The sequence below is a fragment of the Colwellia sp. C1TZA3 genome, from assembly GCF_007954265.1.
Lineage (GTDB): Bacteria > Pseudomonadota > Gammaproteobacteria > Enterobacterales > Alteromonadaceae > Cognaticolwellia.
The window spans coordinates 47617-70158 of record NZ_VOLS01000004.1 but is presented as its reverse complement, the minus strand read 5'-3'; the positions used below and the strand labels follow the sequence as shown (position 1 = coordinate 70158).

10 protein-coding genes are annotated in these 22542 nt (G+C 36.6%); 9 read left to right on the top strand and 1 reads right to left on the bottom strand.

What is annotated here, in order from left to right:
- Window positions 1-316: 316 nt before the first annotated feature.
- The 9 genes from ESZ39_RS02260 (at window position 317) to ESZ39_RS02220 (ending at window position 19266) form a co-directional block, all read left to right on the top strand.
- Window positions 317-3601 (top strand): STY4851/ECs_5259 family protein, encoded by a 3285-nt coding sequence (locus ESZ39_RS02260; protein ID WP_146878174.1) that lies wholly within the window; start codon window positions 317-319, stop codon window positions 3599-3601.
- A 12-nt stretch (window positions 3602-3613) separates the two neighbouring features.
- Complete coding sequence (locus ESZ39_RS02255; protein ID WP_146878173.1) at window positions 3614-9895, top strand: DEAD/DEAH box helicase; 6282 nt, start codon at window positions 3614-3616, stop codon at window positions 9893-9895.
- Window positions 9896-10023: 128 nt separating this feature from the next.
- Window positions 10024-10404: a hypothetical protein gene (locus tag ESZ39_RS02250; protein ID WP_146878172.1), complete on the top strand. Its 381-nt coding sequence runs from the start codon at window positions 10024-10026 to the stop codon at window positions 10402-10404.
- 3 nt (window positions 10405-10407) lie between these two features.
- Window positions 10408-13209, top strand: coding sequence for a MotA/TolQ/ExbB proton channel family protein (locus ESZ39_RS02245; protein WP_146878171.1), 2802 nt, complete (start codon window positions 10408-10410; stop codon window positions 13207-13209).
- Window positions 13209-13865, top strand: a complete 657-nt coding sequence (locus ESZ39_RS02240) for an OmpA family protein (RefSeq protein WP_146878170.1) — start codon at window positions 13209-13211, stop codon at window positions 13863-13865. The genes ESZ39_RS02245 and ESZ39_RS02240 overlap by 1 nt, the downstream gene beginning before the upstream one ends.
- A complete protein-coding gene (locus tag ESZ39_RS02235; RefSeq protein WP_146878169.1) occupies window positions 13855-15267 on the top strand; it encodes an EH signature domain-containing protein in 1413 nt (470 codons plus the stop codon). The genes ESZ39_RS02240 and ESZ39_RS02235 overlap by 11 nt, the downstream gene beginning before the upstream one ends.
- A gap of 16 nt (window positions 15268-15283) precedes the next feature.
- Window positions 15284-17461, top strand: coding sequence for a hypothetical protein (locus ESZ39_RS02230; protein ID WP_146878168.1), 2178 nt, complete (start codon window positions 15284-15286; stop codon window positions 17459-17461).
- The gene (locus ESZ39_RS02225; RefSeq protein ID WP_146878167.1) at window positions 17458-18240 is read left to right on the top strand and encodes a flagellar motor protein MotB; all 783 of its coding nucleotides are present in this window, start codon (window positions 17458-17460) and stop codon (window positions 18238-18240) included. Before ESZ39_RS02230 ends, ESZ39_RS02225 begins: the two co-directional genes overlap by 4 nt.
- Before the next feature lie 3 nt (window positions 18241-18243).
- Window positions 18244-19266, top strand: a complete 1023-nt coding sequence (locus tag ESZ39_RS02220) for a hypothetical protein (protein WP_146878166.1) — start codon at window positions 18244-18246, stop codon at window positions 19264-19266.
- A 662-nt stretch (window positions 19267-19928) separates the two neighbouring features.
- Here the strand turns inward: ESZ39_RS02220 and ESZ39_RS02215 are convergent.
- Window positions 19929-21842: a DEAD/DEAH box helicase gene (locus ESZ39_RS02215; RefSeq protein WP_146878165.1), complete on the bottom strand. Its 1914-nt coding sequence runs from the start codon at window positions 21840-21842 to the stop codon at window positions 19929-19931.
- Window positions 21843-22542 lie beyond the last annotated feature (700 nt).

Sequence of the window (22542 nt, the reverse complement as noted above, 5' to 3'; positions counted from 1 at the left end):
CTAACTTTGGAGTGCTAAAAAATGAATGACTTAATTATTCAAACAATTATATTTGCATCAATTGCTTTGTTATCGATTATTGCTGTAATTATATATATCAGAAATAGTCAATCGACTGCTTCTAATACCGATATTAAGGAGCTTGAACAATATTATTCTTAAAAGGTAACACTATGATTTCTAATTTATTATTAATTCATGTAGAGTATGACACAGGACAAATAACCAAATATTTTTCAAGGTTACATTCGAATGAGGATTTATTCGAATTTAAATTATCTGCATTTAATAAATGCATAAAAGGAAGTATGTGTTTATGAACTTTACAACCCCGTCTCAATGGTTAACTCAATTTATAAATGAAAGAGGATTAAATTCTGCATCTGGAAATTCGTTGTTTTCGTACCAGATGACATTAGAAGAATATAATGTTCTAAAAGATATAGTTGTTGAATATGAACCAAAAATTAATTTAAGTATTAAACATAAAGAGTGGTGTGCTTGTTTTGTTATTTTTTGCTCTGAATGGTATCGCAGGTTATACCAGGCTGAAGATGGTTGGGCTTGGCAGGGGATTTGGGATGAACTTGGGTTTGAAAAGATTGCAAGTGAACGTGAAACGATTGTTAAACTAGGATTAGAAGGTTATTGGAAGCGCCCAATTCTTCGTTATACAGCAAAAAGAAATTTTTTAGGCTCTGTCTTTTCAGAGGGAGGTCTTCCATTTCAGCTAATAAGTAAGCCCGATAATAATTTTGGCTATTTAATGAGGCGTACACTAAGAGACTTTTATCAAGTCGAGTTATTTAGAATATCACTACAAGACGTTATCCGCCGAAACGTTGACTATTTGCCATCTGCATTTCAACAAGAAGAATCTATAGAGCTTATAGCCGAAATTATTAACCAACTTATGCAGTTAGTTAAGATGCATAACTTGGATAGTATTGAATATGATAAACCTTCAAGCTATTTAGATAAAGTTTCTCCAGAGTGGCGAACTCACTTCCCTATACCTCTAGATAATAATACGGGCAGTGAATTACTTGATAATTGGTTATCTAATGCGACGAAAGCTTCTGGAAGTATTAAAAAGCACAAAGCCTTGCTGTCCTGTCATCATTATCTATCTCTTCCTAACTTGATATTTAGGTCTGAAGTTACATTGCCAAACACACTTCAGTTTGATTTTAAAAAGTCGGATGTTAATAGTGCTCGAATAGATATAGATATTTATGAAGGTGATAAGTCAGCTGCCTACTTAGGTGGGAGTTATGCTCAGTTTGAAAATAATGCTACTAAAGTTAGACCCAAACAAAAAGGCATAAAACTCAAGCGTACTAACTTGGATAAATGCCTTAGCATTGTCGCTTCTGATGCTGGTAAGTACCTAGAAGGCAAAGATATTGAGAACTCGGCAATTCAACTTGGTGAAGTTCCTTTAGGTTTCAGTGAAAAAAATGGCACATTCCAATTAATTGGCCAAGCAAGTTTTTCAACTAAAAAAGAAGTAATCTATTTACTACTACCAAGCGACTTTGAAGTTGAGATTATATTAGGTAGTTGCGAACTAGAAAATACCTTCCAAGGGTATCATTGGTATAAGGCTAATGGTGATTTACGTTGTATTTCAGGTGAACATATCTACAGAGTTAGTACTAATAAATCCGTAGATACCAGTGGCATGATTTCATTACGTGGTGATGAAATCATGTGGGGTACTAAACCATCGCTTGTTTATAAGGGCGTCCCTAAATTTAATATTAACTCAGACTTACCTGTTTCAAAATATGACTTTTCTAGCTTTATAAATAATAAAAACATTCAGTCTTTAACAAATAGCCAAAAGTACGGAAGGCATACATTCACTGTTAAAAACAAAGATAATGATATTCTATTAAAACGTAGTGTAGGTATTTTACCTAATGATTTTGATATAGCGTTTAAGCCTGGCAGTACAGTCGGTGAAGGAAAGGTAATAGTCACTTCATCAGAAAATTCAATTTATTCATTAGAGGGGAATGGGGTTAGGGTTTTAACCACTAAACTTGCTAATGGAATGGAGTTTTTACTGTCAGCGAGAGACTTACCGCCTGTTAATGTTTCTTTGACAGTGTTGGCAAATCTAATGAGTGACCCTATTCAAATTGATTTACTATTTCCTGCGGCAGGAATTTACGCATTTAATAAGGATAATGAGTCCTTAGCAATGGATGTTTCTGTTGATGATTTAATTGGCTCCCGGTTGTATTTATATAGTTCAAGTATTTCGTCTGAATCATTTAGCATTGAATTAGCACTTATGCCTCAAGGGCGCTCAACGCCGAATTATAATTGGAATGTTAGGGTTGATGATAAGCCTGTCGAAATTAATTTATACAGTTATAAAGATAGAATTAATGAGTTAATGTCTTTGGGGGCACTAGACGCTACTGTTCGCCTGACGATAAAAGGTAAACAAAGAAATATTAAAACCTTTAACATTAGAAGACACTCCCACGCAGTTGTTGTTGACTATCAAATGCATACGGTTGGTTTAAAGGGGGGTGCATCATTAAAGTATATGTTTGATGATAGCTTTAGGCCAATGGCGATGTTGATAAGTGAACCAGAAAGATCCCCGTTACTTCTTGAACCTAAACTTGTTGAAGGTATGAATGTTGGGATGTTTGAGATCCCAAGTTTGATGGACAAAGAAGGACCATGGTTGATAGTTCCTCAACCCGACTCGAATGCAACTTTTCGAGCTGGATTTTATAGTAGCTATGAAAAAGAAGAACTATCAGAAATAAAAGATATCAAAGCGGCTATAAAACACTTCTCGTTTGATAACCGCGACACTATTTCTACTTTTATTAAAGAAATTGAAAGTAAACCACACAATAATAATTGGAATTACTTTGTAAAATTGTGGGAGAAATTTAGTTATTTACCTCTACCAACATTTAATGCTTGGAGTGATTTAGTTAAAAATCATAAGGCATTAGCACTTTTATTATTGAAAATGGAAATGGATGAAAGGTTAGTTCAACGTATTGATCGTGAGTTCACTATTATTTGGGAAATGATCTCTCCTAACGTATGGATTGAGGCTAAAAAAACCTTTGCGGATTACTTGTTGGCGGCAGATGTACCTGAGGAGATGTGTTCAACTATTATCAATGGGCTATTTGATAAGTTGCATCAAGCATTGCCAAACTACCCACAAGAAGTTATTGATTTCATCAAGACAGAAAGAATGCCCGCTTTAATGCCTACTCCAGTAATGGAACATGTAATTAGCGGGTGGATACAAGATTTAATCAGAGATAACAGTGACGCTAGTTGGCCACAGCGATTCGAAGGAAGGCTTTTGAAGTGGTTAAATAAAAGGCCCGAAGTAAAAAAATATATAAACATCCCTAATAGTTTTCAATTTCCAGTAGCAATTCTCCCAATAGTTTGTGCCTCTATAGCTGCTGAGGATACCCGTATTTCTGAGTTGTTTGTATTTGACCATGAAACTTTATTTAATATAAAGCTAATTCGAGACTTTGACCATAACTGGTTCAATCCAGTGTATTCATATTTCTTAAACTTATTTTTATTAAATAAGTATTAAAAGGACTTACCAATGCGTTTTTTTTCAAGCTTAGTTCAGCAAACATTATCAAGATCAAAAGAGTCTACTTTAAGTGTTTTAGGCATTACAAATCCAGCGCTACGTGAACACCTAGGAAACCAAATGGAAGCAGAGTGCGGCAAAGAGGGATCATTCTTAGCTCCACCGTTATTTGAACATACTTTCGGTTGGCAGCCAGCAGAGCCTAAAATAGAAGATTTAAAGGGAAGTTTACTTTCTAAAAGTGTTGTTGATGCATTAGACAGTAAAGAAAACGGTAGATATCGTTTTGCTGCTCACTTTAACCCTTTTAAACATCAGTTAGAAAGCTGGCAAACATTACTGGATAAAAGTAAAAAATCAGTTGTTGTTACGAGTGGTACTGGCTCGGGTAAAACAGAATGCTTTATGGTACCTGTACTTGAAGACTTGTATCAAGAGCTAGCCCAAAAACAGGAAAAACTTGTTGGTGTTAGAGCAATATTTCTATATCCGTTAAATGCCTTGATAAACTCTCAACGTGAGCGTTTATCTGCTTGGACACAAAGTTTTGACGATGGCATGCGGTTTTGTCTATATAACGGAAATACAGTCGATAAAGAAAACTTAAAGCGTAGTGAGCAAAAGAAAACTCTAAATGAAATCCTAACCAGGCAGTTAATGAGGAGAGAGCCTGCACCAATACTTGTAACGAATGGCACGATGCTTGAGTACATGTTAGTGCGTAATATTGATGCGCCAATTGTTGAAATCTCTAAGAAAGAACAATCTCTTCGTTGGATAATATTAGATGAAGCTCATACCTATGTTGGTTCACAAGCCGCAGAGCTTTCTATGCAACTTAGACGAGTGTTACAAGCTTTTGGTGTTGAAGCTAAAAATGTGAGGTTTGTTGCTACTTCAGCAACTATTGCTGATGAAAATGCGGAAGAGCAATTACAGAAATATTTATCAGATCTTGCTGGGGTGGATTTAAAGCAAGTGGTTGTTATTGGCGGTAACCGTAAAGTGCCAACGATTTCGGAACTTGAAAACGAAAATATTTCTTTAGAAGACTTATGTAAAATCCCTGCAAATGAAGTAAAAAAACCAAAAGACTTTGATTTAGATGTGTCTAAAGCTAGGTTTGAATCATTGTGTAAATCTAACTTAGCTAAAACAATTAGGACTATTTTAACTGAAAGCAACACCCCTTTAACGATTGAACAAATTTCCAATCAAGTTTTTAGTAAAACTGATATTAAGCTATCACAGGATGAACTCTTAAGGTGGATTGATTTACTTACAGGAACCAAGCCAGATTTGAATTCTGAAGCATTTTTAAAGGTTAGATCTCACTTCTTTCAATCGATGATCAATGGCCTGTGGAGTTGTATTGATAAAGAGTGTTCTGCAAAGAAAGAAACACCGTTAAGAGATAAATGGCCATTTGGAAATGTTTACGTAAAGCATAAACATAAGTGTGAATGTGGTGCACCTGTCCTAGAGATTTCTCATTGTAATGATTGTAATGAGCCTCATTTATTAGGGCTTGATAAAAATGGTGTATTAACTCAAAGAAATTTAGAAGTAAACGATGAATTTTCACTAAACCAAGAGTTTAATACCGAAGACTCAGATGATGAAGAAGAGTTAGATGTTAGAACTTCAAAACACTGTATCGTTATAGCTAGCAGCAGAAAAAATGATGAAAAATATCATGAAGTTGGTATAAATAAGGAAAGTGGGCGTATTGGCGGCTTTAATGAGGATGTTAACCTTTTAATCGATGAGTCAAATAAAGCAGAGTGCGGCGCGTGTAGTTATAAAGGTTTTAATAAAAACAGTCCATTTAGAAGAGCTATCTTAGGTTCACCTTTTTATGTATCAAATGCCGTACCTACTCTATTAGAGTACTGCCCTGATGCAGAGTTTGACAAGGAAACTAATATAGGTCCTGAAAGTTTACCTGGCAGAGGACGAAAATTAATAACTTTTACCGATAGTCGGCAAGGTACAGCTCGTATGGCTGTTCGTATGCAACAAGAAGCTGAGAGGAATAAATTAAGAGGGTTAGTTTTTGAAATACTAAAGAATGAGCAACTAAGAAAGGGAGCCTTTCTCAGTGTTGAGGAAATAGATGAAACAGAACTTCAAAAACTTAGAGACACGGCAGAAACTTTAAGGGCCATCATGCCAAATGAGGCAGCAAAGGTTGATGACAAAATTAAGGAAATATTGGCAGCAAAGGACGGTGGGAGTATATTCAACTCAGTCGCTTTAACTTGGACTGAAATGGTTACTGAGCTTGCTCAGCATTCTGATGTTCACTCTTCTATTTTGCAATACAATCAGTATGCTAATCCTGAACTTTTTAATGATAATTCGGGCGCACATACATTAGCAGACATGCTATTAGTTAGGGAGTTTGCTAGACGACCTAAGAGACAAAATAGCCTAGAAACTCAGGGTATAGTGAAAATTAGTTATCAAGGGATTGATAAAGTAACCACCACGCCACCATTATGGGAATCTAAAGGGTTAAATCTAAATGATTGGCGTGATTTTATAAAAGTCTGCCTTGACTTCTACGTTAGAGAAAACACATTTATTCAACTTGAAGACAATTTGAGAGCGTGGATTGGCTTTAGGTTTTCACCTAAAAAGTTAATGAAACCTGATCCTACAGGCATCTCAAGTGGAGATAATAGGGTTAAACGTTGGCCTCAAGTTAAAAAAAATATGGCTAATAGATTAGGGAAGCTTCTGGCTCTAGGAGGGGGATTAAAACTTAATGACCAAACAGATGTCGATATTATAAATGACTGGCTGTTTAGTGTTTGGAATGCAATTACTTCCAAAGCAAACCCAATACTTAAGTCTGAAGGAAACCAGTATTACTTAACTAGGAATAACCTAACCTTATCCTTTATCGATAAAGGGTATTTGTGTCCTGTCACTAATAAAATTTTAGATACTACCTTTAAGGGACTAACTCCTTATTTGCCTCGAGATATTACGAAAGGAAGCTTTCAATGTGAGGAAGTCGCCTACCCATCATTGTGGAATTTTGATGTTTCCCAAGAAGAATATCAAGAGGGAGTTACTAAAGTTCGTGAGCAATTAAAACTTAATGATGATGTAGAAAAGTTAAGAAGTATGAATGTATGGACAGATATCAATGATAGGACTGTAGAAGGAGGTTTCTACTATCGTACAGCTGAACATTCTGCACAGCAATCAGCAGAGCGTCTACAAGCTTATGAAGCAATGTTTAAAAAAGGCACTGTTAACGTATTAAATTGCTCAACCACCATGGAAATGGGCGTCGATATTGGTGGTATATCTGCTGTTGTGATGAATAATGTTCCTCCACACCCTGCAAACTATCTACAAAGATCTGGTCGCGCTGGACGTAGTAAAGAGTCAAGAGCAATTTCTTATACGCTATGTAAAAACAACCCTCACGACACTCAAGTATTTAATAATCCTGCTTGGCCTTTTGTGACAAAAATACCTGCACCACAAATTTCACTTAACTCTGAGCGTTTAGTGCAAAGACATGTTAACTCCTTCTTGCTTTCTGTTTATTTGAAAGAAGAGATTGGAACAACGCAGAAAGAAAAAACATCACTAAATTTACAATGGTTTTTTGAAGATGATTCACAATCTACCTGTGAGCGTTTTAAAGGCTGGTTAGGGCAACAAAGCCCTGAGCAAAAGCAAAATGTCATGTCTTTAGTAAGAGGGACAGCTTTAGATGCAATGCAAGTAGAATCAATTATTGAAAATACAAATAATGCGATTTCAAAATTGGAAAATGACTGGTTATATACTTTTAAAAGGCTTATAGCTCAGTTAGGAAAAGCTGAAACAGATTCACCATTTGAATTTAGAATAAGACAAGAGCTTGCTCGCCATAGAAAAGAATATCTATTAAAAGAATTAGCAGCAAAAACCTTTTTACCTGGTTATGGTTTCCCAACAGACGTTGTATCTTTGAATAATTTTAACCTTACAGATTACAAAAGAGAAAAGGATAAAGAAGCCAATGATAAATTTGGCAGAGAAGATAATATTTCACAGTTAAGGGGAATGCCAACAAGAAATTTATCTGTTGCTATAAGAGAATACGCTCCTGGGGCAGAATTAGTTATCGATGGAAGGGTATTTAAATCCTCTGGTATTTCCCTTAATTGGCAAAAGATTGGTGTAGCAAACGCTAAAGAAGAGCAAAAGTTTGACACCGCATGGCGTTGTGATAACTGTGGCGATAGCGGCCTAAGTGTCGGTGTTTTAGGCTCTGATGAGTTAAAATGCCATAGCTGTGATGAGCTGATTAAACCACAGTTTCAATTAAAAGTTTTAGAGCCAACTGGCTTTGTAACAGACTTCTTTGATGAGCCTTCAAACGACATATCCACACAAAAGTATATTCCTGTTCAGCCTGCTTGGGTTTCAGTTGCGGGAGATAGTCATCCATTACCAAACCCAGAAACCGGTTTCATGTGTTATGGCAATAATGGAACTATTTTTCATCATTCCTCAGGGGAGCATGGCCATGGCTATGCAGTATGTCTAACTTGTGGTCGTGCTGACTCGATGATTTCTGATGATGAATTTCCAAAGGACTTGACTCCAAATGAGCCTCATCGTCCTGTTGTTAGTATGCCCGGAACAAAAGGTAGTGAAAAATATAAAGAGCAATGTGAAGGAAGCTCATTCATTCAATCTGGAATTCACTTAGGTTGTTCAAGCTTTACAGATGTCTTTGAAATAACGTTAAGGGATCCAGAAACAAATACTTATATTCCAGACTCACCAGAGGGAAGAACTGTAGCCACGACATTAGCCGTTGCTCTTCGTAATGCACTTTCAGAACAGCTTGGTGTATCTACCGGAGAGATGGGCTACACCATAAGACCTAGTAAAATAACAGGCTCTGGGAACAGTGCTATGGTCATTCAACTATATGATATTGTTTCAGGAGGGGCAGGTTTCTCAACATCAGCTCCACACTATATATCTACTTTGCTGAAAAGTGCTTATGACACTCTTAACTGTATTGAAAAATGTGATGATGTTTGCTCTTCATGTCTTTTAGATTCAAGTACAAGACATGACAGTCAATTTTTAAATAGAAATGTGGCTAAAGAGTGGTTAGGTCTTAGCTTTAAAAATGATATTTCTTTACCTGAACAGTATCAATATATGGAAGGGGCTCAATATTGTCATGCCTCAGTGAAAGAGGTTATTGCTCAACAAATTAATAAAGGAGCTAAAAGTGTCACTCTTTGGCTGGGAAGTGATAGCAATGAGTGGGACTTAAACTCCAGAAGAGTAAGAACTCTGGTCCACCAATATATTTCAGTACAAGAAATTGACTTAACCTTTGTACTCCCGAGTATCGAGTTAGATGATGAAACAAAAAATGAACTTTTAAGATATAAAAGCTGGGGAGTTGCTTTAGTTAAATGTGATGAACAGTGCTCAAATGATGGAGTGTTTGTCGCCCAAATCATTTCTGATAAAGAAATAACATCTATAGCTGCTAGTTCTACAGAGCTAATAGCTGTTAACCATAATTGGTTGTTATCAACGTCAGAAATTGTTGTGGTAAAGTCAGATAAATTTGAGAAGGTAAAATTGTTAATCTTTGATACCAGAGATTGGGAGAAAGTTGAAGCCAGCCTAGTATCTGAGCTTGAGCTATCGACTGAACTTAATGGGAGAATCACTGATTTTGGCAAGCGCTTTTGGGAAAGTGCAAAAGATAGTAATGAAGCCCTAGCTTATGCAATGACCACATCTAAAGTTATGAGAGTTCACTATTCAGATCGTTATTTGCAAAGTCCTTGGTACTTGATAATTATTGGTGAAATATTAAATTCATTACCGACACATTCCAACTCGACAATTCAATTAGATACAGTTTTTAATGAGAGTGCTCGTAATAGTGGCTATATAAATAACGATTGGCAGCATATTGACGATATGGAAAAATTATACAGCTTATGGTTTAAGTTAGGACTAACTGTAGATTTGACTTTAAACTTACACAGTAATCGTTTTGAAATACCTCACAGAAGGTTAATGGTTATAGAATTTGAAAATGGTGATTTTTTCAAGGTTAAATCCGATCAAGGTGTAGGTTATTGGTCATTACAAACTCCTGAAAGAGGTCATTATTTGAAGTTTTTGGATTTTAATTTACCCGTAGAAGAGCAATGCGCAAAAATATTTGAGGTAAGAGAGAAATGCTTGGTTAGAAATAGTGCCGATTGGCCTACTGATTTTGTTATATCAAAAGTATAACTATATGACTTTATGTACTGGATTCAAATGTCGCGCCACATACAAGATAAAGATAGATTTGGCCGAAGTTAAATTAAATTTGAACTGGAAATTAACTGTAAACACCGTACCAATAATAATGGAAAAAAATGCAAACCATTAATTACAAATTTGAATCAAGTCTAAAGCTTAATGAAATTGTTGACCGTATTGTCTCAATAAATAGAGCTTGGAAAGTCGCTAAAGAAGATCCATCTCCGCAAATTAATAATGTTATGGCGGAGCGCCTCAAAGACCAAAAGTCATTGTGGCAAGTGGAGCTTTTTAGAAGCTATCCAGAACAGGTCTGGTTCAAGCTTGACCTCGATAGTTATCCAGATGGCAGCGCTTTTAGTGTTCGTTGGGGCAGCCAAAAGGTTTTCTCCTCGGATGGTGATATAAAGTGGAATGCCGAACATATACCTGTAGCGGTCGCTAGACGACTATTAACCGAAACAGAATTAAAACTAGCAATTAACCAAAAGAACTAAGTTATGAATTACATTTTTTTTATATCTACCGGACTATTATTTGTTATATGTACATTTTCTCTTTTACGTAGCCGCTTTAAGTATATAGCTTTGATCAACAGTAAGCGTAATCACTTCTTTGACATTACAGGTAGTGAAAATACACCTATAAATAGTCTAAATGATGAAAGCAAAGCTCTGGCCCTCGATATGTGTGCCATCACAAAAAAGAAAAATCTCACGTATACATCGTTTAGACATGGGCGTGTTGAGCTACTAAGACACCCTTCGCAAATAATCGAAGACTTTTCTACATCTTCATTTAAATCTGTTCCCGCCATTTTAACTACCATAGGTATTCTAGGTACTTTTGTGGGAATTGCGATTGGCCTCAAAGGATTGACGGGTTTTGGTTCTGACTCTTCAGCTCTTGTTGAGCAGGCATCTACTTTAATTGGTGGTTTAGGTACAGCGTTTGACACATCTATTGCGGGAATGGGGACTAGCTTTATTTTTATGATCCTATTTTCCTGGAGTGTATCGAATACTAAGAAGGCAAAAGATAACTTAATAAGTTTTTTGCAGGGACAGAGTGTTGTTGTGACAAGTAACGACCTATTACACCAATTAGTTATAGGACAACGAACCTTGGATGAACAAGCTATCAATATGTCTGATCTAACTACCACCTTAAAAGAGTTAGCTAGCAAGCCTAGTGCGATTACTGCAAATGAGTATGAGCATTACTCAACAATTGCGGCTAAAGATGTTTGCGATAAAATAGAAAAACTGGAGCACTCGGTTACACATAAACTGACTGAAAATAGAATAGATGAGAACCAATTGGCTCAATCTCTTTCATCAAATATCGCATCTGCATTTAGTGAAGAGTTTAAAAAACCTACTGAATTACTAGCTGAAATAAATGAAGAAAATAAGCAGATCAATCAAGCTACATATACTTTAACAGGATTGCTTGAAAACTTATGTGAAACTGGCAGCAAGCTTTCAAGAGAAGATCTTGAAAGTGTAATTGAGCAGAAAGTATATAAACCAATAACTGACCAGACTAAGGATGTCACTCAAGCTCTTTCAGGTATCAACATAAAGTTGGCGGATATTAAAGAGCACTCAATTAGCGTTGAAGCATTAGATGAATTACTTTGCAGTAATTTATCTCATGTTACATCAGCATTTAGAGATTCATTTGAAAAACCTACTAAATTGCTTGCTGAAATAAATGAAGAAAACAAACAGATCAATCAAGCTACATATGCTTTAACAGGGATGATTGAGACTTTAACTGCAACTAGCAGTAAACTTTCAAAGTCAGACCTAGAAAGTGTTATAGAGCAAAAAATATATAAACCAATTACTGACCAGACTAAGGATGTCACTCAATCCCTTTTAGGTATCAACATAGAATTGGCGGATATTAAAGAGCACTCAATTAGCGCTGAAATCTTAGCTAAATTACTTCAAAATAACGTTTCATCGCCATTAGGAAATGGTTTAGATCTTTTAACCAAAGTCATCGAATCTTCAGCAAGAGATATTACTCAATTATCTAGCTCTGTAGGCAATATCGCTGAGAATATAATAACTGAGCAGGTACTTAACTCAGCACTACTCACTCAAGTGAGCCAGCCTATAGATCAACTTACAACGCAAGTAGATGGGCATGCAGTAGATATGCTTACAGTGTCTAATAAGACAGTCAATGCCGTTAATGAGCTAGCGAAAGCACGAGCTGATGAATTTGAAGGGTTAATTGACAAAATGGGTGAAGAGGTTGTTTTACCTATTACAACTGAACTGGCTAACACTAATAAAGTAGTTAAAGACTTTGCTGAAATAAGTAATGAATTGAACAAAAGTGTGACAAAAACAGTTGAGGAAATGGCGAAAGCCACCGCGACAGTAGAGAATTTTGAGCTGCATACTTTAGAGAAGCTTAATGAGTTTGCTAAGTCAATGGACGGCTCTCTTAACGACTTTGCAGTTAATAGTACCGCAGCACTAAAAAGTATCACTGATGAGATTCAAACTATTGTTGAATTTGGTAGTAGATCAATAACATCACAAACAGATGCATTTAGTAAAATAATCCAAGAGTCAGATGCAATCTTTAAACAGCAATCTCAAACCATGACTGATGTAGGTGAAAAGTCCGCAGCACTTATGAATACAGCTAAGCAAGAGCTCGAATCTGGTTTAGGTGATATAAATACCAAGGTGTTAAGTATGTCTTCTACCGTTCAAATTGAACTTGAGAGATTTAGAGAGGAATATCAAGAGAAGCTAACAAGCTACTTTACTGAGCAAAATAATCTACTTGATAATTCACTAAATGCACAAAGAGATGGATTAAATGACGTGGTCGATAACTTCAAAACAGTATTTGAAGAGGAGTACTGTAAGCGGAGTGATATGCTTAATGACCTAAATGTACATCACAAACAGATGGTAGATGTCATTGAACGAGTACAGACTATGGCAAAAGCATTTGGGCTAGAAAATGCAAGCTGGGTTGACACTCTCCAGTTACAAAGCCAGCATGTAAGCCGTCAAGTTGCGGACTTAGGCCTTTCATTTTCAAAAGCTTCTGAGGAGTTTAAATTACTTTCTGGTCAAATGCGCCCTGAAATGGATGACTACTTTAAGCGAGCTAATAAATCAGTCTCTGAGTACTTCAGCAGCTTCGATGCCACATCTTCACGTATCTACACTAGGCTCGACAGTGCTGTTGACTTAATGGTGACCGTGATTGAAGAAGCAAATCAGGAAAAAAATGAACTAGCGACATTAAAAAAGAAGGCTAGCTAATGGATACCTCCCATTATAAAGAAGATCAGCAAATTGATGAAACTGGCACCTGGCTATCGATTAGTGATCTAATGGCTGGGTTGTTAATGGTTTTTGCTCTGCTGCTGATTGTCACATTAGCCCAGTTGTTTGAGTTTCAAGAGCAATCTAAAAGTAACCGGATTATCATTGTTGAAGAGATTCAAAAAGGCTTAGAGAGAGTCGGCATTCAATCTCAAATAGACCTCCAAGGGACACTCTCATTAGTAGAAGGACTACATTTCGAAAGAGATAGCGCTGAGATCAACTCTGTAGGTAGGGCCTTTTTAAAGAAGTTAATTCCAGTTTATAGTCAGGCTATTTTCACAAATGCTGAAACAGCTGAAGAGGTTAACTATTTGATTATCGAAGGGCACTCAGATAAAGCTGAGGGGAGCAAACATGCTATGTCATTAAGCATACGCAGGGCGGAGGCTGTTTCGAACTACATTGAATCTACTCCATTTCATTATAAAGGCAGATTTATAGAAAAAATATTACCTGCTGGCCGTGGTAGTCATGATGCTAGTTCAGAACTCAAGCCTAAAGAAAATCGTAAAGTCATATTCCGATTTGAATTCAAAAGTCATGATTTAACTGAACTCCTAAAAATGGAAAGAAAGCCAAATGAGCAATAAAGTCCTTGCACATGCTTGGTTTTTGGAACCTGACATTCCAGTCATGCCACAATTGTCATCCATTCAGCCTCCACTTGGTGGGGTTAAGGAAGGAGAACTATTTTCCGTTAAGCTCGATGATAAAGATATTAAAACTATTGCAAAACGCCTTAAAAATGGTGAGAGAATTTCTGAAGTTGAATGGATAATTCTGTTACGTTCAGAAGAACGGTATCAGGCTCTATCAGCTGTAGAGAGGGAATCAATTGTAATTGTTGTATGGGCAAGCCTGGTTAAGGATGAGCTTAGGTATAATAAATGTTTAATAAAAATAGTTGCAGGGTTAGCGCGAGGGTTTAACGCAATTGCTGATTCACTTGTTACTGCTTTTCCCAAAAAAATAACTACATACCAAAAAGATGATACTAAGAAAAAAACAGATGTTGTGCGTTCCCTACTTCAGCAAGATTATCTTCGATGTGGGCGAGTCATACTCGGAATAAACCTACCAGTAATTGATTGGTTTAAGCATTATGAATTTGAGGTCAGGGGAGAGCATATCACTTCCATCTGTAATCTGGCTGTAGACATAATATCATCATCGCCTAACACTGATGAGCTAAGTTGGTGGCTTTCATGCCAAGTGCCTTTAGAGGTTAAACAGACGATTAATCAGTTAGAAAAACTGCTTGATAAGGTGACTTATGTTGAGTCTGGTTCAAGTTTTGATATATGGATAAATGACAACTATTTGCCAGAGTCTAAACAAACATATTGGGATTCATTAACAATGAAAGCCCAGCAAAAGCTTAAATCCTTTTACAACATTACTAGCTATAGTGTTGTCGAAAAATTGTTCGAATACTTAAGGGATACTTCTATTGATCCAAGTCTTGAGGAGTGGGAATCGAGAAACCTAAAGAGTCGTATTGATTTTTGGTCTTCATATAGTAACTCTTTTAAGAAGGTTAGATTTATTTTAACAGCAAGATCATACCGTTTACTAAAAGGCAGCTTTAACTTTGATACAGCTCGAATAACTGTCTTGGATGATACTAGCCAGAATAACCAAAGTGAGATTTGTATCTTCGAATTTGATACATGTTATGTAATTGAGCGTTTCAGGAATAACTTTGATATGGGAGTCTTAGAAAAGACAGAAACCAGAGATAAATTACTATTTGTAAAAAATATTTGTAATGGAAGTCAAGTGACTGGTCTTCAACCTGATGGTTCTCATGATCATATTAATGATTATCAATATTTTGCGCGAGAGTACTTAAGCAAAACATGGCGCATTAGACCGAATCGTGATTCGAAATTAGCTAAATGGTATAGACCGCCAATTGAACGAATAAATACAAGAATTGAAAAGTTGCGGAATCGCTACGGTAGTGCTTCAGCCCCTAGAACTTATTATTAACTATTTTAGAGAAGATATGAACAATTTACTTTTAGATCCACTCACTATCGCTTTATGCGGAACTATTGTGTTAGTAGCATTTTTATTCGGAATCCGTCTTTTATATTCAACAAGACGTTTGGTCATTCAATTAGGTAACGTTAACAAAGAGTTGGAGCAATTTAAGCCGATAAGCGATTATGACGAAGAAGGTGAGATAATTGAGCAGAGTTGGAATAATAACCCGCTTACTATCGCCTACCAAAATCGCGATAAAATGCATAGAAAGATCTCAGCAACAGAGTGCTTGAAAACACCTTGGGATGCATACCAAAGAAGTATGCAACTACCGAATGAGAATTTCCAACTTAATGACGGTGAAGCACCATCTCTAAGAAACACTATGCAGGTTAAATCGATATTTAATATGGAGGAAGTCGTTGAGCGTCAAATTAACATTCGCTTATTTACATCCGTTCCAAACATGCTCACAGGTCTTGGTCTGCTCTTTACTTTTGTTGGTCTCGTAATTGGTATTTCGGGTGCTTCTTCTGGCCTAAGCTCTGCTGATAGTGAAGCCGCAAGGCAATCGCTTTACCCATTATTAAGTGGTGCAAGCATTGCCTTTTCTACATCGATAGTAGGAATTATTTGCTCAATGATTTTCTCCATCGTTGAAAAAAATCGTTTTTTCAAGTTAGAAAATGAGGTCAAACAGTTCAGTAGTTATCTAGCAACTCACATCGAGTTTATCGACTCAGATAAACTTGCAGCAATGCAGCTAACGGCAATTGAAGCCCAAACTACAGCGCTTGCAAATTTTCAAGTCGATCAACAGCGAATCACTGATGAAACTATTAGGCGTGTATCAGAAGAGTTTAGAGAGACATTGTTAGATAATGCAGGCTCTGAGATTAAAGAGTTAGCTACTTTGATTTCAGAAATGAATCAAAGTATGGGTTCGAACTTAGTCAGCTTTACTGAAAATCAGATTAAGGTTGGAAATGCTACGGAAGAGCTAACCAATACGCTACAAACATCTATTGTAAGTGTCACACAGCAGCTTCGTAGTAGTGCCGACGAGATGGGAGTCCGAGAAGAGGAACGTATCAGCCGCGTTGTCAAAACATTTGAGGATGCTGGCAATGATGTTGCTCGTGTAATTGGTAATTGTACGGCTGATATTGAGGAAAAACTTTATGCACAGTCTAAAACCTCCCTCGAAAACATAAAGGAGGCGTCTGATTTATTTACTAGATCTATGTCTGAGTCTGCACAGCTTTTAGAGACCATTCCAAATAAGATCACTTCAGCAAGTGAGCAAAGTATCCAAGAGTCAGCTCAGCAGTTACAAACCTTAATGGATCAGCAATTAGAAAATATAGGTGAACGTACTGCTGCGATAGAAAAGCAACTTCAAAGCCAGTCAGAAAGTTCATTGGAAAATATTAAGCAGGCGTCAGAATGGTTTGGTAAAACTATGGCTGACTCAGCTCAACTATTAGAGGATATTCCAGGTAAAATCACGTTAGCAAGCGAGCAAAGTGTTAAGGAGTCAAGTCAGCAACTACAAAGCCTAATGACTGAACTTCTGCCGGAGACTGTCGCACAGGTCTCAAGTAGTTTAGGTCAACAAGTCGATTCACTTATGTTACAAGTGGGTAAGGCCGAAAATAACCTTGGTAATATTTTAGGTGAGTTCCCAGAGCTTACTGTTCAACTTAAAAAGCTAAACCAAGAGTTAGTTGGCAATGCTCAGGTCATTGGTAAGTTACATGAGTCGACAAGAGTAAGTTTATCTGACTTTAATAATACATCAGAGAGCATGAGAGAAAGCATAGCTCAAATGTCAGAAGCTAATACTCATTCAGCAGAGCTAGCTAAAAACTATTCAGCACTTTTAAATGGGATACAGGAGGTGGCTAAAGATGTGTCAGATTCCAGCGGCTCATCAAAAGATACCATTATAAAGTTACAACATATGCTTGAGCAGCAAAGTAATGTAGGGAATACCATCAAAGAAGCTTTAGATAGCTCTTTAACACAATTACATACAGGCCTGATTGATTATGCCAAATTAACAAATGAGCATATGTCATCTTTAGATCAAGATGCTAGTAAAGTCTCATCGCACTTAGTCGAGGCTATTCAAGAGGTAAATGTTTTAGTTAAGGATATTGCTTTAGCTAATAACCGAATGAGTGGTGCTGCATGATTTTAAAACGGAGTAATGAAGATACAAGCTATATGATGGCTGTGTCAGATGTTATGTCAGGGCTAATGTTTATATTCATTATTACATTAGCTATCTTCGTACTTGATTTTCTCATTGCATCGGATGAGCAAGCAAAAAAGTATGCTGAATTAGAGAAATATACTGAAAGCCTCAAGGGTAATCATGCTGCACGCTCTAAAATGCTCGATAATATAAAAGAGTCTTTGTCAGAACTTGATATAGAAGTCGATATTGATCTTGAGCACGGGGTTTTAAGGCTTAATGAAAATGCCATTAGGTTTAATACTGGTGAAGCTGACTTGAATCAAGTACAGGTAGAGCGTCTTGGTGTCGTAGCTGAAGTACTAGCTGCTATTCTACCCTGTTATGGAGTTAATCCACCTATAGATGAAAACAGTGGCTGTGTTGCTGATACAAAAGGAAAAATAGACTCTATTTTTGTTGAGGGACATACTGACAATGTGCCTATCGGTGGGAGGCTTGCAAAGAAATATCAAGATAACTGGGTATTATCGGCTCACAGGGCAATGTTTACTTATCGTGAAATTGCTAAGAAAGAATCTATTTTGACTGAAATGAAAAATAGTAATAATCAACCTGTAATTAGTGTAAGTGGTTATGGTGAAGGGCGGCCTGTTCCGGAGCACGAGTATGATACCCCCACTTCAGACCCTACTAACAGACGAATTGATTTCAGGTTTATTATGAGCCCGCCATCGATCACGGAAGCGGAAGCGGCTTTAGAAGGGAACTTTTAAACAATGAGTGTATTAACACCGGTAAAGTGCAGTCGTTCATTAAATGAGTTATCTGAAAAATTACCAGAGATTCTGTTTACGAACAGTTGGGCACCATCAAAGGAGGAATTAGCTGCTACATTTCGACAAGTTAGCTTATATCATCAAGGTGGTAAATTGAATGCTGATAATGTCACTTTGTATCAGCAGCAGCTTATTGCCAGCCTATTGACTTTAGATATTGAATCAAAAAAGGTAATTGGTAACATCCTCGAAATTTCAAATTTTTGGCAGTCATGTTTCGCTATGTTTATGGCTAGGGTGGATAGCCTAACAGTCGAAATTATTATTCGTGACATCAGAAATATACTTGTGCTGACATCAAGCGAGTCAAAATTTAAAATCATAAAGGATATTGATAGCTTAGCGCAAACAGCAATTAGTAGAGCTGGAAATAATAGCTCTGAAAAAAACATAATTCAGTCTGTTCGGCTATCAAATATAAAGGCGTTGATAGCCGATTATACAGAGAGTGATAAAAGTACAACTTGGCTTAAAGGTGCTTTAAAAGCTCAGATTAGGTCTCAGATAGATGCAATTTCAATTTTTAATAATTTTATGAGAGACTCTACAAACTTCCAAAGTGAACTTGCTAGAAATAGTAATGCATTTTTGATGACCTATTTAAAAAGTGGCCATATAAGAAATGTTTGGATTTATGCCAAACAGTCAGCTTTTGATAATTTGGCAAAAGAGCATAAAGAAATCTGTAAACAACTCGATGAAAATCAATTAGATAATATGTTGATGCTTGTACAGGTAGGTAATTATATTTGGCTACAAACAGACCGATTAGAAAGCTTTGGAGTTTATAATTTGCCAGAAAATTATAGCGATCTTCAAGTTTTAGTTTCAAATATGGTAGAGAAAAAATGTAATTTCCATTACCTTTTTAGTCGAAAAGGATTTTGGCAGTATAAGTTAGCTTTATCATTTAAAAATGGCACTAACTTTATTCCAAAAAGATCAGATTACTTAAATCACTAATTTCTTGCGCTCTACCAGTAGAGATAAACTTTATGAACGGGTCTGTTCCAGTTAGGATCAATCTATCAAATTAAAGGCGAAAGCTACCGTAAAAAACAAGCTATAAAACTAAACTTTAATACCGGCCAAGTTAATTGATGCCAACCGGACAAGTTAGTTGACGTCTAATACTAATTGGCCCTATTAAACATCAGCCTTAAGTTTGGGGAGTCTTTTTGTGAATATTAATAGCTAAGCTAAACCCTTTATTTTGTGTTTATATTTACTTGAACATTTTTTAATTAATATTTTTACTTGGCATATCTTAACTTTTTGGCTATAGTCAATACATATAACTAATTGACAAAACTGATTTGAATTTTTCGCTAATTAAGTATTGTTAATCAATGGTTTGTTTTTATTTTTAAGGTCGATCCTAGAGTTCAAATCCCTATCTGACCGCCACATATAAAAAACCGTTAATCGAAAGATTAACGGTTTTTTGCTTTGTAGAGTTCAAATATCTATTTCACGGCCTAAATTTTGCCCACTTCACTTAGGTAAGCTATTGATTTTAATTTTTTAAAATTGCTTTGGTTAAACTTGTGCGTTCATTTTTATTTATTGGTAAGCCTAAGTTCATTAGGTTAATTATTATTTTATTTTGTATTTAGTCATTGAGTTTATTTGAGCTCATTGGCTTTTCGGTATTTACCTTGATAGTCAAAAAGTCTGTCTTTGACACGCCAGTAAAATTTTTGTTTTCTGGCAATGACAAAGTCAGGGCACGGCAATAGGTTAGTTAAGGTTAACGCTTGTTCAAGAGTAGTCACTTCAAACGATCCAGTCGAGCCCAGTTGAACACTAATTTTAGCGCTCAGGCGTTTAGAAAAGATATCATTGAACGCTTTAACTTGATTCGGTTTAGCGAAGTCAAAAGATTCATTGAGCTGGGTGCCTTCCTCATCATGATAAGTGATTTTTAACTTATCAGCGCCCCCCTTATCACTGAGCTTGTCACTGTTCTTGCCATTAACTCTGGTTAAATTAAAACCTGCGCAGCGAATAATTTTTGAATCTTTAAGTTTTAGTGCCTTTTTTAACATATCGTCGGGGTCAACTAATACTTCAAAGCACTGTAAACAGTTACGAGCAGCTATGTCATTTTCACCACCGCAGTGAGGGCATTCTTTAAATACAAAACGATAGTCACATTGACTCTGGCTTTCTACTAGGCATGCTTGCTCTTCATTTTGAGTATCGACGAGGCCTTTGCATCGTCGGCCGTAGTGTTCCACTAAATAACCGTCATCATCACAAATGCCCCAAAATAAATTGGGAAATTCACAACTTGGGCAAAAAACTTGAACTGGCTGACTTTTACTATTCGGCTTTTTCTCACCGACTTCGGGATGATAGAGGTCAAAATCATTGCCCGTATAGTCAATCACTAAACAATCTTTTTTGTTATCACTCAAACGCAGACCACGACCGATGATTTGCTGATAGAGACTCACTGATTGTGTTGGACGTAATATTGCAATCATATCGACATGGGGTGCATCAAAGCCAGTGGTTAATACCGAAACATTAACCAGATATTTAATTTCTTTACGCTTGAATGCCTTAATTAATTTATCGCGTTCAGTGTTGTCGGTAGCGCCGGTAATTAACGCACTCAATTGGGTCGGTAAATAACTAAAGACTTCCTTTGCATGCTCAACGGTAGCGGCAAACACCATAATACCTTGACGTTTATGGCCTAACTCAATGACCTGCTCAATAATACTTTGAGTCACTCGGGGATTTTTGTTTAATAGATGGTTAATATCCGTAGGACTATATTCGCCAGAGGCGTTTGCTCGCAGGCTACTAAAATCATAGTGCTCTATGGTGGCATCGACTAAATTGGGCTCGGTTAAATACTGGCGTTTAATTAAGTAACGAATGGGTAGTTCATAAATGCAGTGCTCAAAAGGTCGCTTTTCTTCACTTCGCATGAAACCACGATAATGCTTTTTATAAATCCAGCCCATACCTAAACGATAAGGGGTTGCGGTTAAACCTAATAATTTTACCTCGGGATTAACTTGCATCAATTTTTCAATGATTTGTTGATACTGATTACTATTGGATAGCTTGCTTGTTCTTTCTTGTGCTTGCTCTTTGGGCTCCCCTTTAGGTTTACTTTTAGCTTTGTCCTTAGCAAGCTCAGGACTAGCTAAGTTAACTCGATGACATTCGTCAATAATAATTAAGGAGTAGGGCTCACTAAAGTCCTCTAGATTGCGGGCTGCTGATTGTATGCTGGCGAACGTGACTTGGTGCTGAGTTTCTTTCAGCTTTAATCCCGCAGAATAAATGCCGGCGGTAACACCATAGCTTTCATATTTTTGATGGTTTTGCTCGACCAATTCTTTCACATGGGTGAGTACCAGTATTTTTCGCTTTGCCAAGCGAGCGAGTTCGGCAATGACCAGACTTTTACCTGAGCCTGTAGGTAAAACAATCACCGCAGATTCGTTGGTTTTTCGAAAGTGTTTGAGCACCGCCGAAACGGCTTCTTGTTGATAATCTCTAAGTTGAAAAACTTCCACGCAGTGCTGCTGCCTTATCGGGAATGCAAAGCAGCCATAATAGCAAAATAGCGGATAAGTCCAAAATTTTAAATCACATCTAAACCTTCATGAGCTTGCGCCGGCTAATCTAGCGAATAGGATTTAAAAAGAGCATAATATGCTGCGCACAACGGGGAATATCACCAAGATAATTGAGCCTTAATAAAATTTTTTCTGTAAAAAAGTAATACAAAGTAGTGGTGATAGATAGCTTTACCATCTTTTTTACAGGTTATTCTCAATAATTAAGATGTTCTTGATAAAAATTAAACGGACTATTTATCTGTTTGATTTATAGTAACCATGGGTTTACGTTAAGGGTCATTTTATTGCATAAAATCAGTACTCATACTCATCCCATTCTGCCGGCCAAACTATCAGTAGCGACTAATCAAAAGGTTAGCGGTTTTTTTTCACTTAAAATTTAGTGTGTCAAAACAAAGCAGGGTTTATAGCGCCGATGCTTTGGGTAGGTTTAAAATCACTATTTCACCATCAAACTATAGAAAAGCGTTAATCGAAAAGTTAGTGGTTTATTTGGGTCTTAAATACAGCTTACTCTAGCCCACTATATTATTTTTAATAACAGTATGGCTCCAAATATTATACTTGAAGATCTTAACCTAGATTTTAAGTTAACCACCTTCAGATCTGGCGAACAAGCCTTATAATAATCTAA

Excerpts from the sequence above, each read along its gene's own strand:
- ESZ39_RS02260 (WP_146878174.1), top strand. The coding sequence starts at position 317 with ATGAACTTTACAACCCCGTCTCAATGGTTAACTCAATTTATAAATGAA.
- ESZ39_RS02255 (WP_146878173.1), top strand. The coding sequence starts at position 3,614 with ATGCGTTTTTTTTCAAGCTTAGTTCAGCAAACATTATCAAGATCAAAA.
- ESZ39_RS02250 (WP_146878172.1), top strand. The coding sequence starts at position 10,024 with ATGCAAACCATTAATTACAAATTTGAATCAAGTCTAAAGCTTAATGAA.
- ESZ39_RS02245 (WP_146878171.1), top strand. The coding sequence starts at position 10,408 with ATGAATTACATTTTTTTTATATCTACCGGACTATTATTTGTTATATGT.
- ESZ39_RS02240 (WP_146878170.1), top strand. The coding sequence starts at position 13,209 with ATGGATACCTCCCATTATAAAGAAGATCAGCAAATTGATGAAACTGGC.
- ESZ39_RS02235 (WP_146878169.1), top strand. The coding sequence starts at position 13,855 with ATGAGCAATAAAGTCCTTGCACATGCTTGGTTTTTGGAACCTGACATT.
- ESZ39_RS02230 (WP_146878168.1), top strand. The coding sequence starts at position 15,284 with ATGAACAATTTACTTTTAGATCCACTCACTATCGCTTTATGCGGAACT.
- ESZ39_RS02225 (WP_146878167.1), top strand. The coding sequence starts at position 17,458 with ATGATTTTAAAACGGAGTAATGAAGATACAAGCTATATGATGGCTGTG.
- ESZ39_RS02220 (WP_146878166.1), top strand. The coding sequence starts at position 18,244 with ATGAGTGTATTAACACCGGTAAAGTGCAGTCGTTCATTAAATGAGTTA.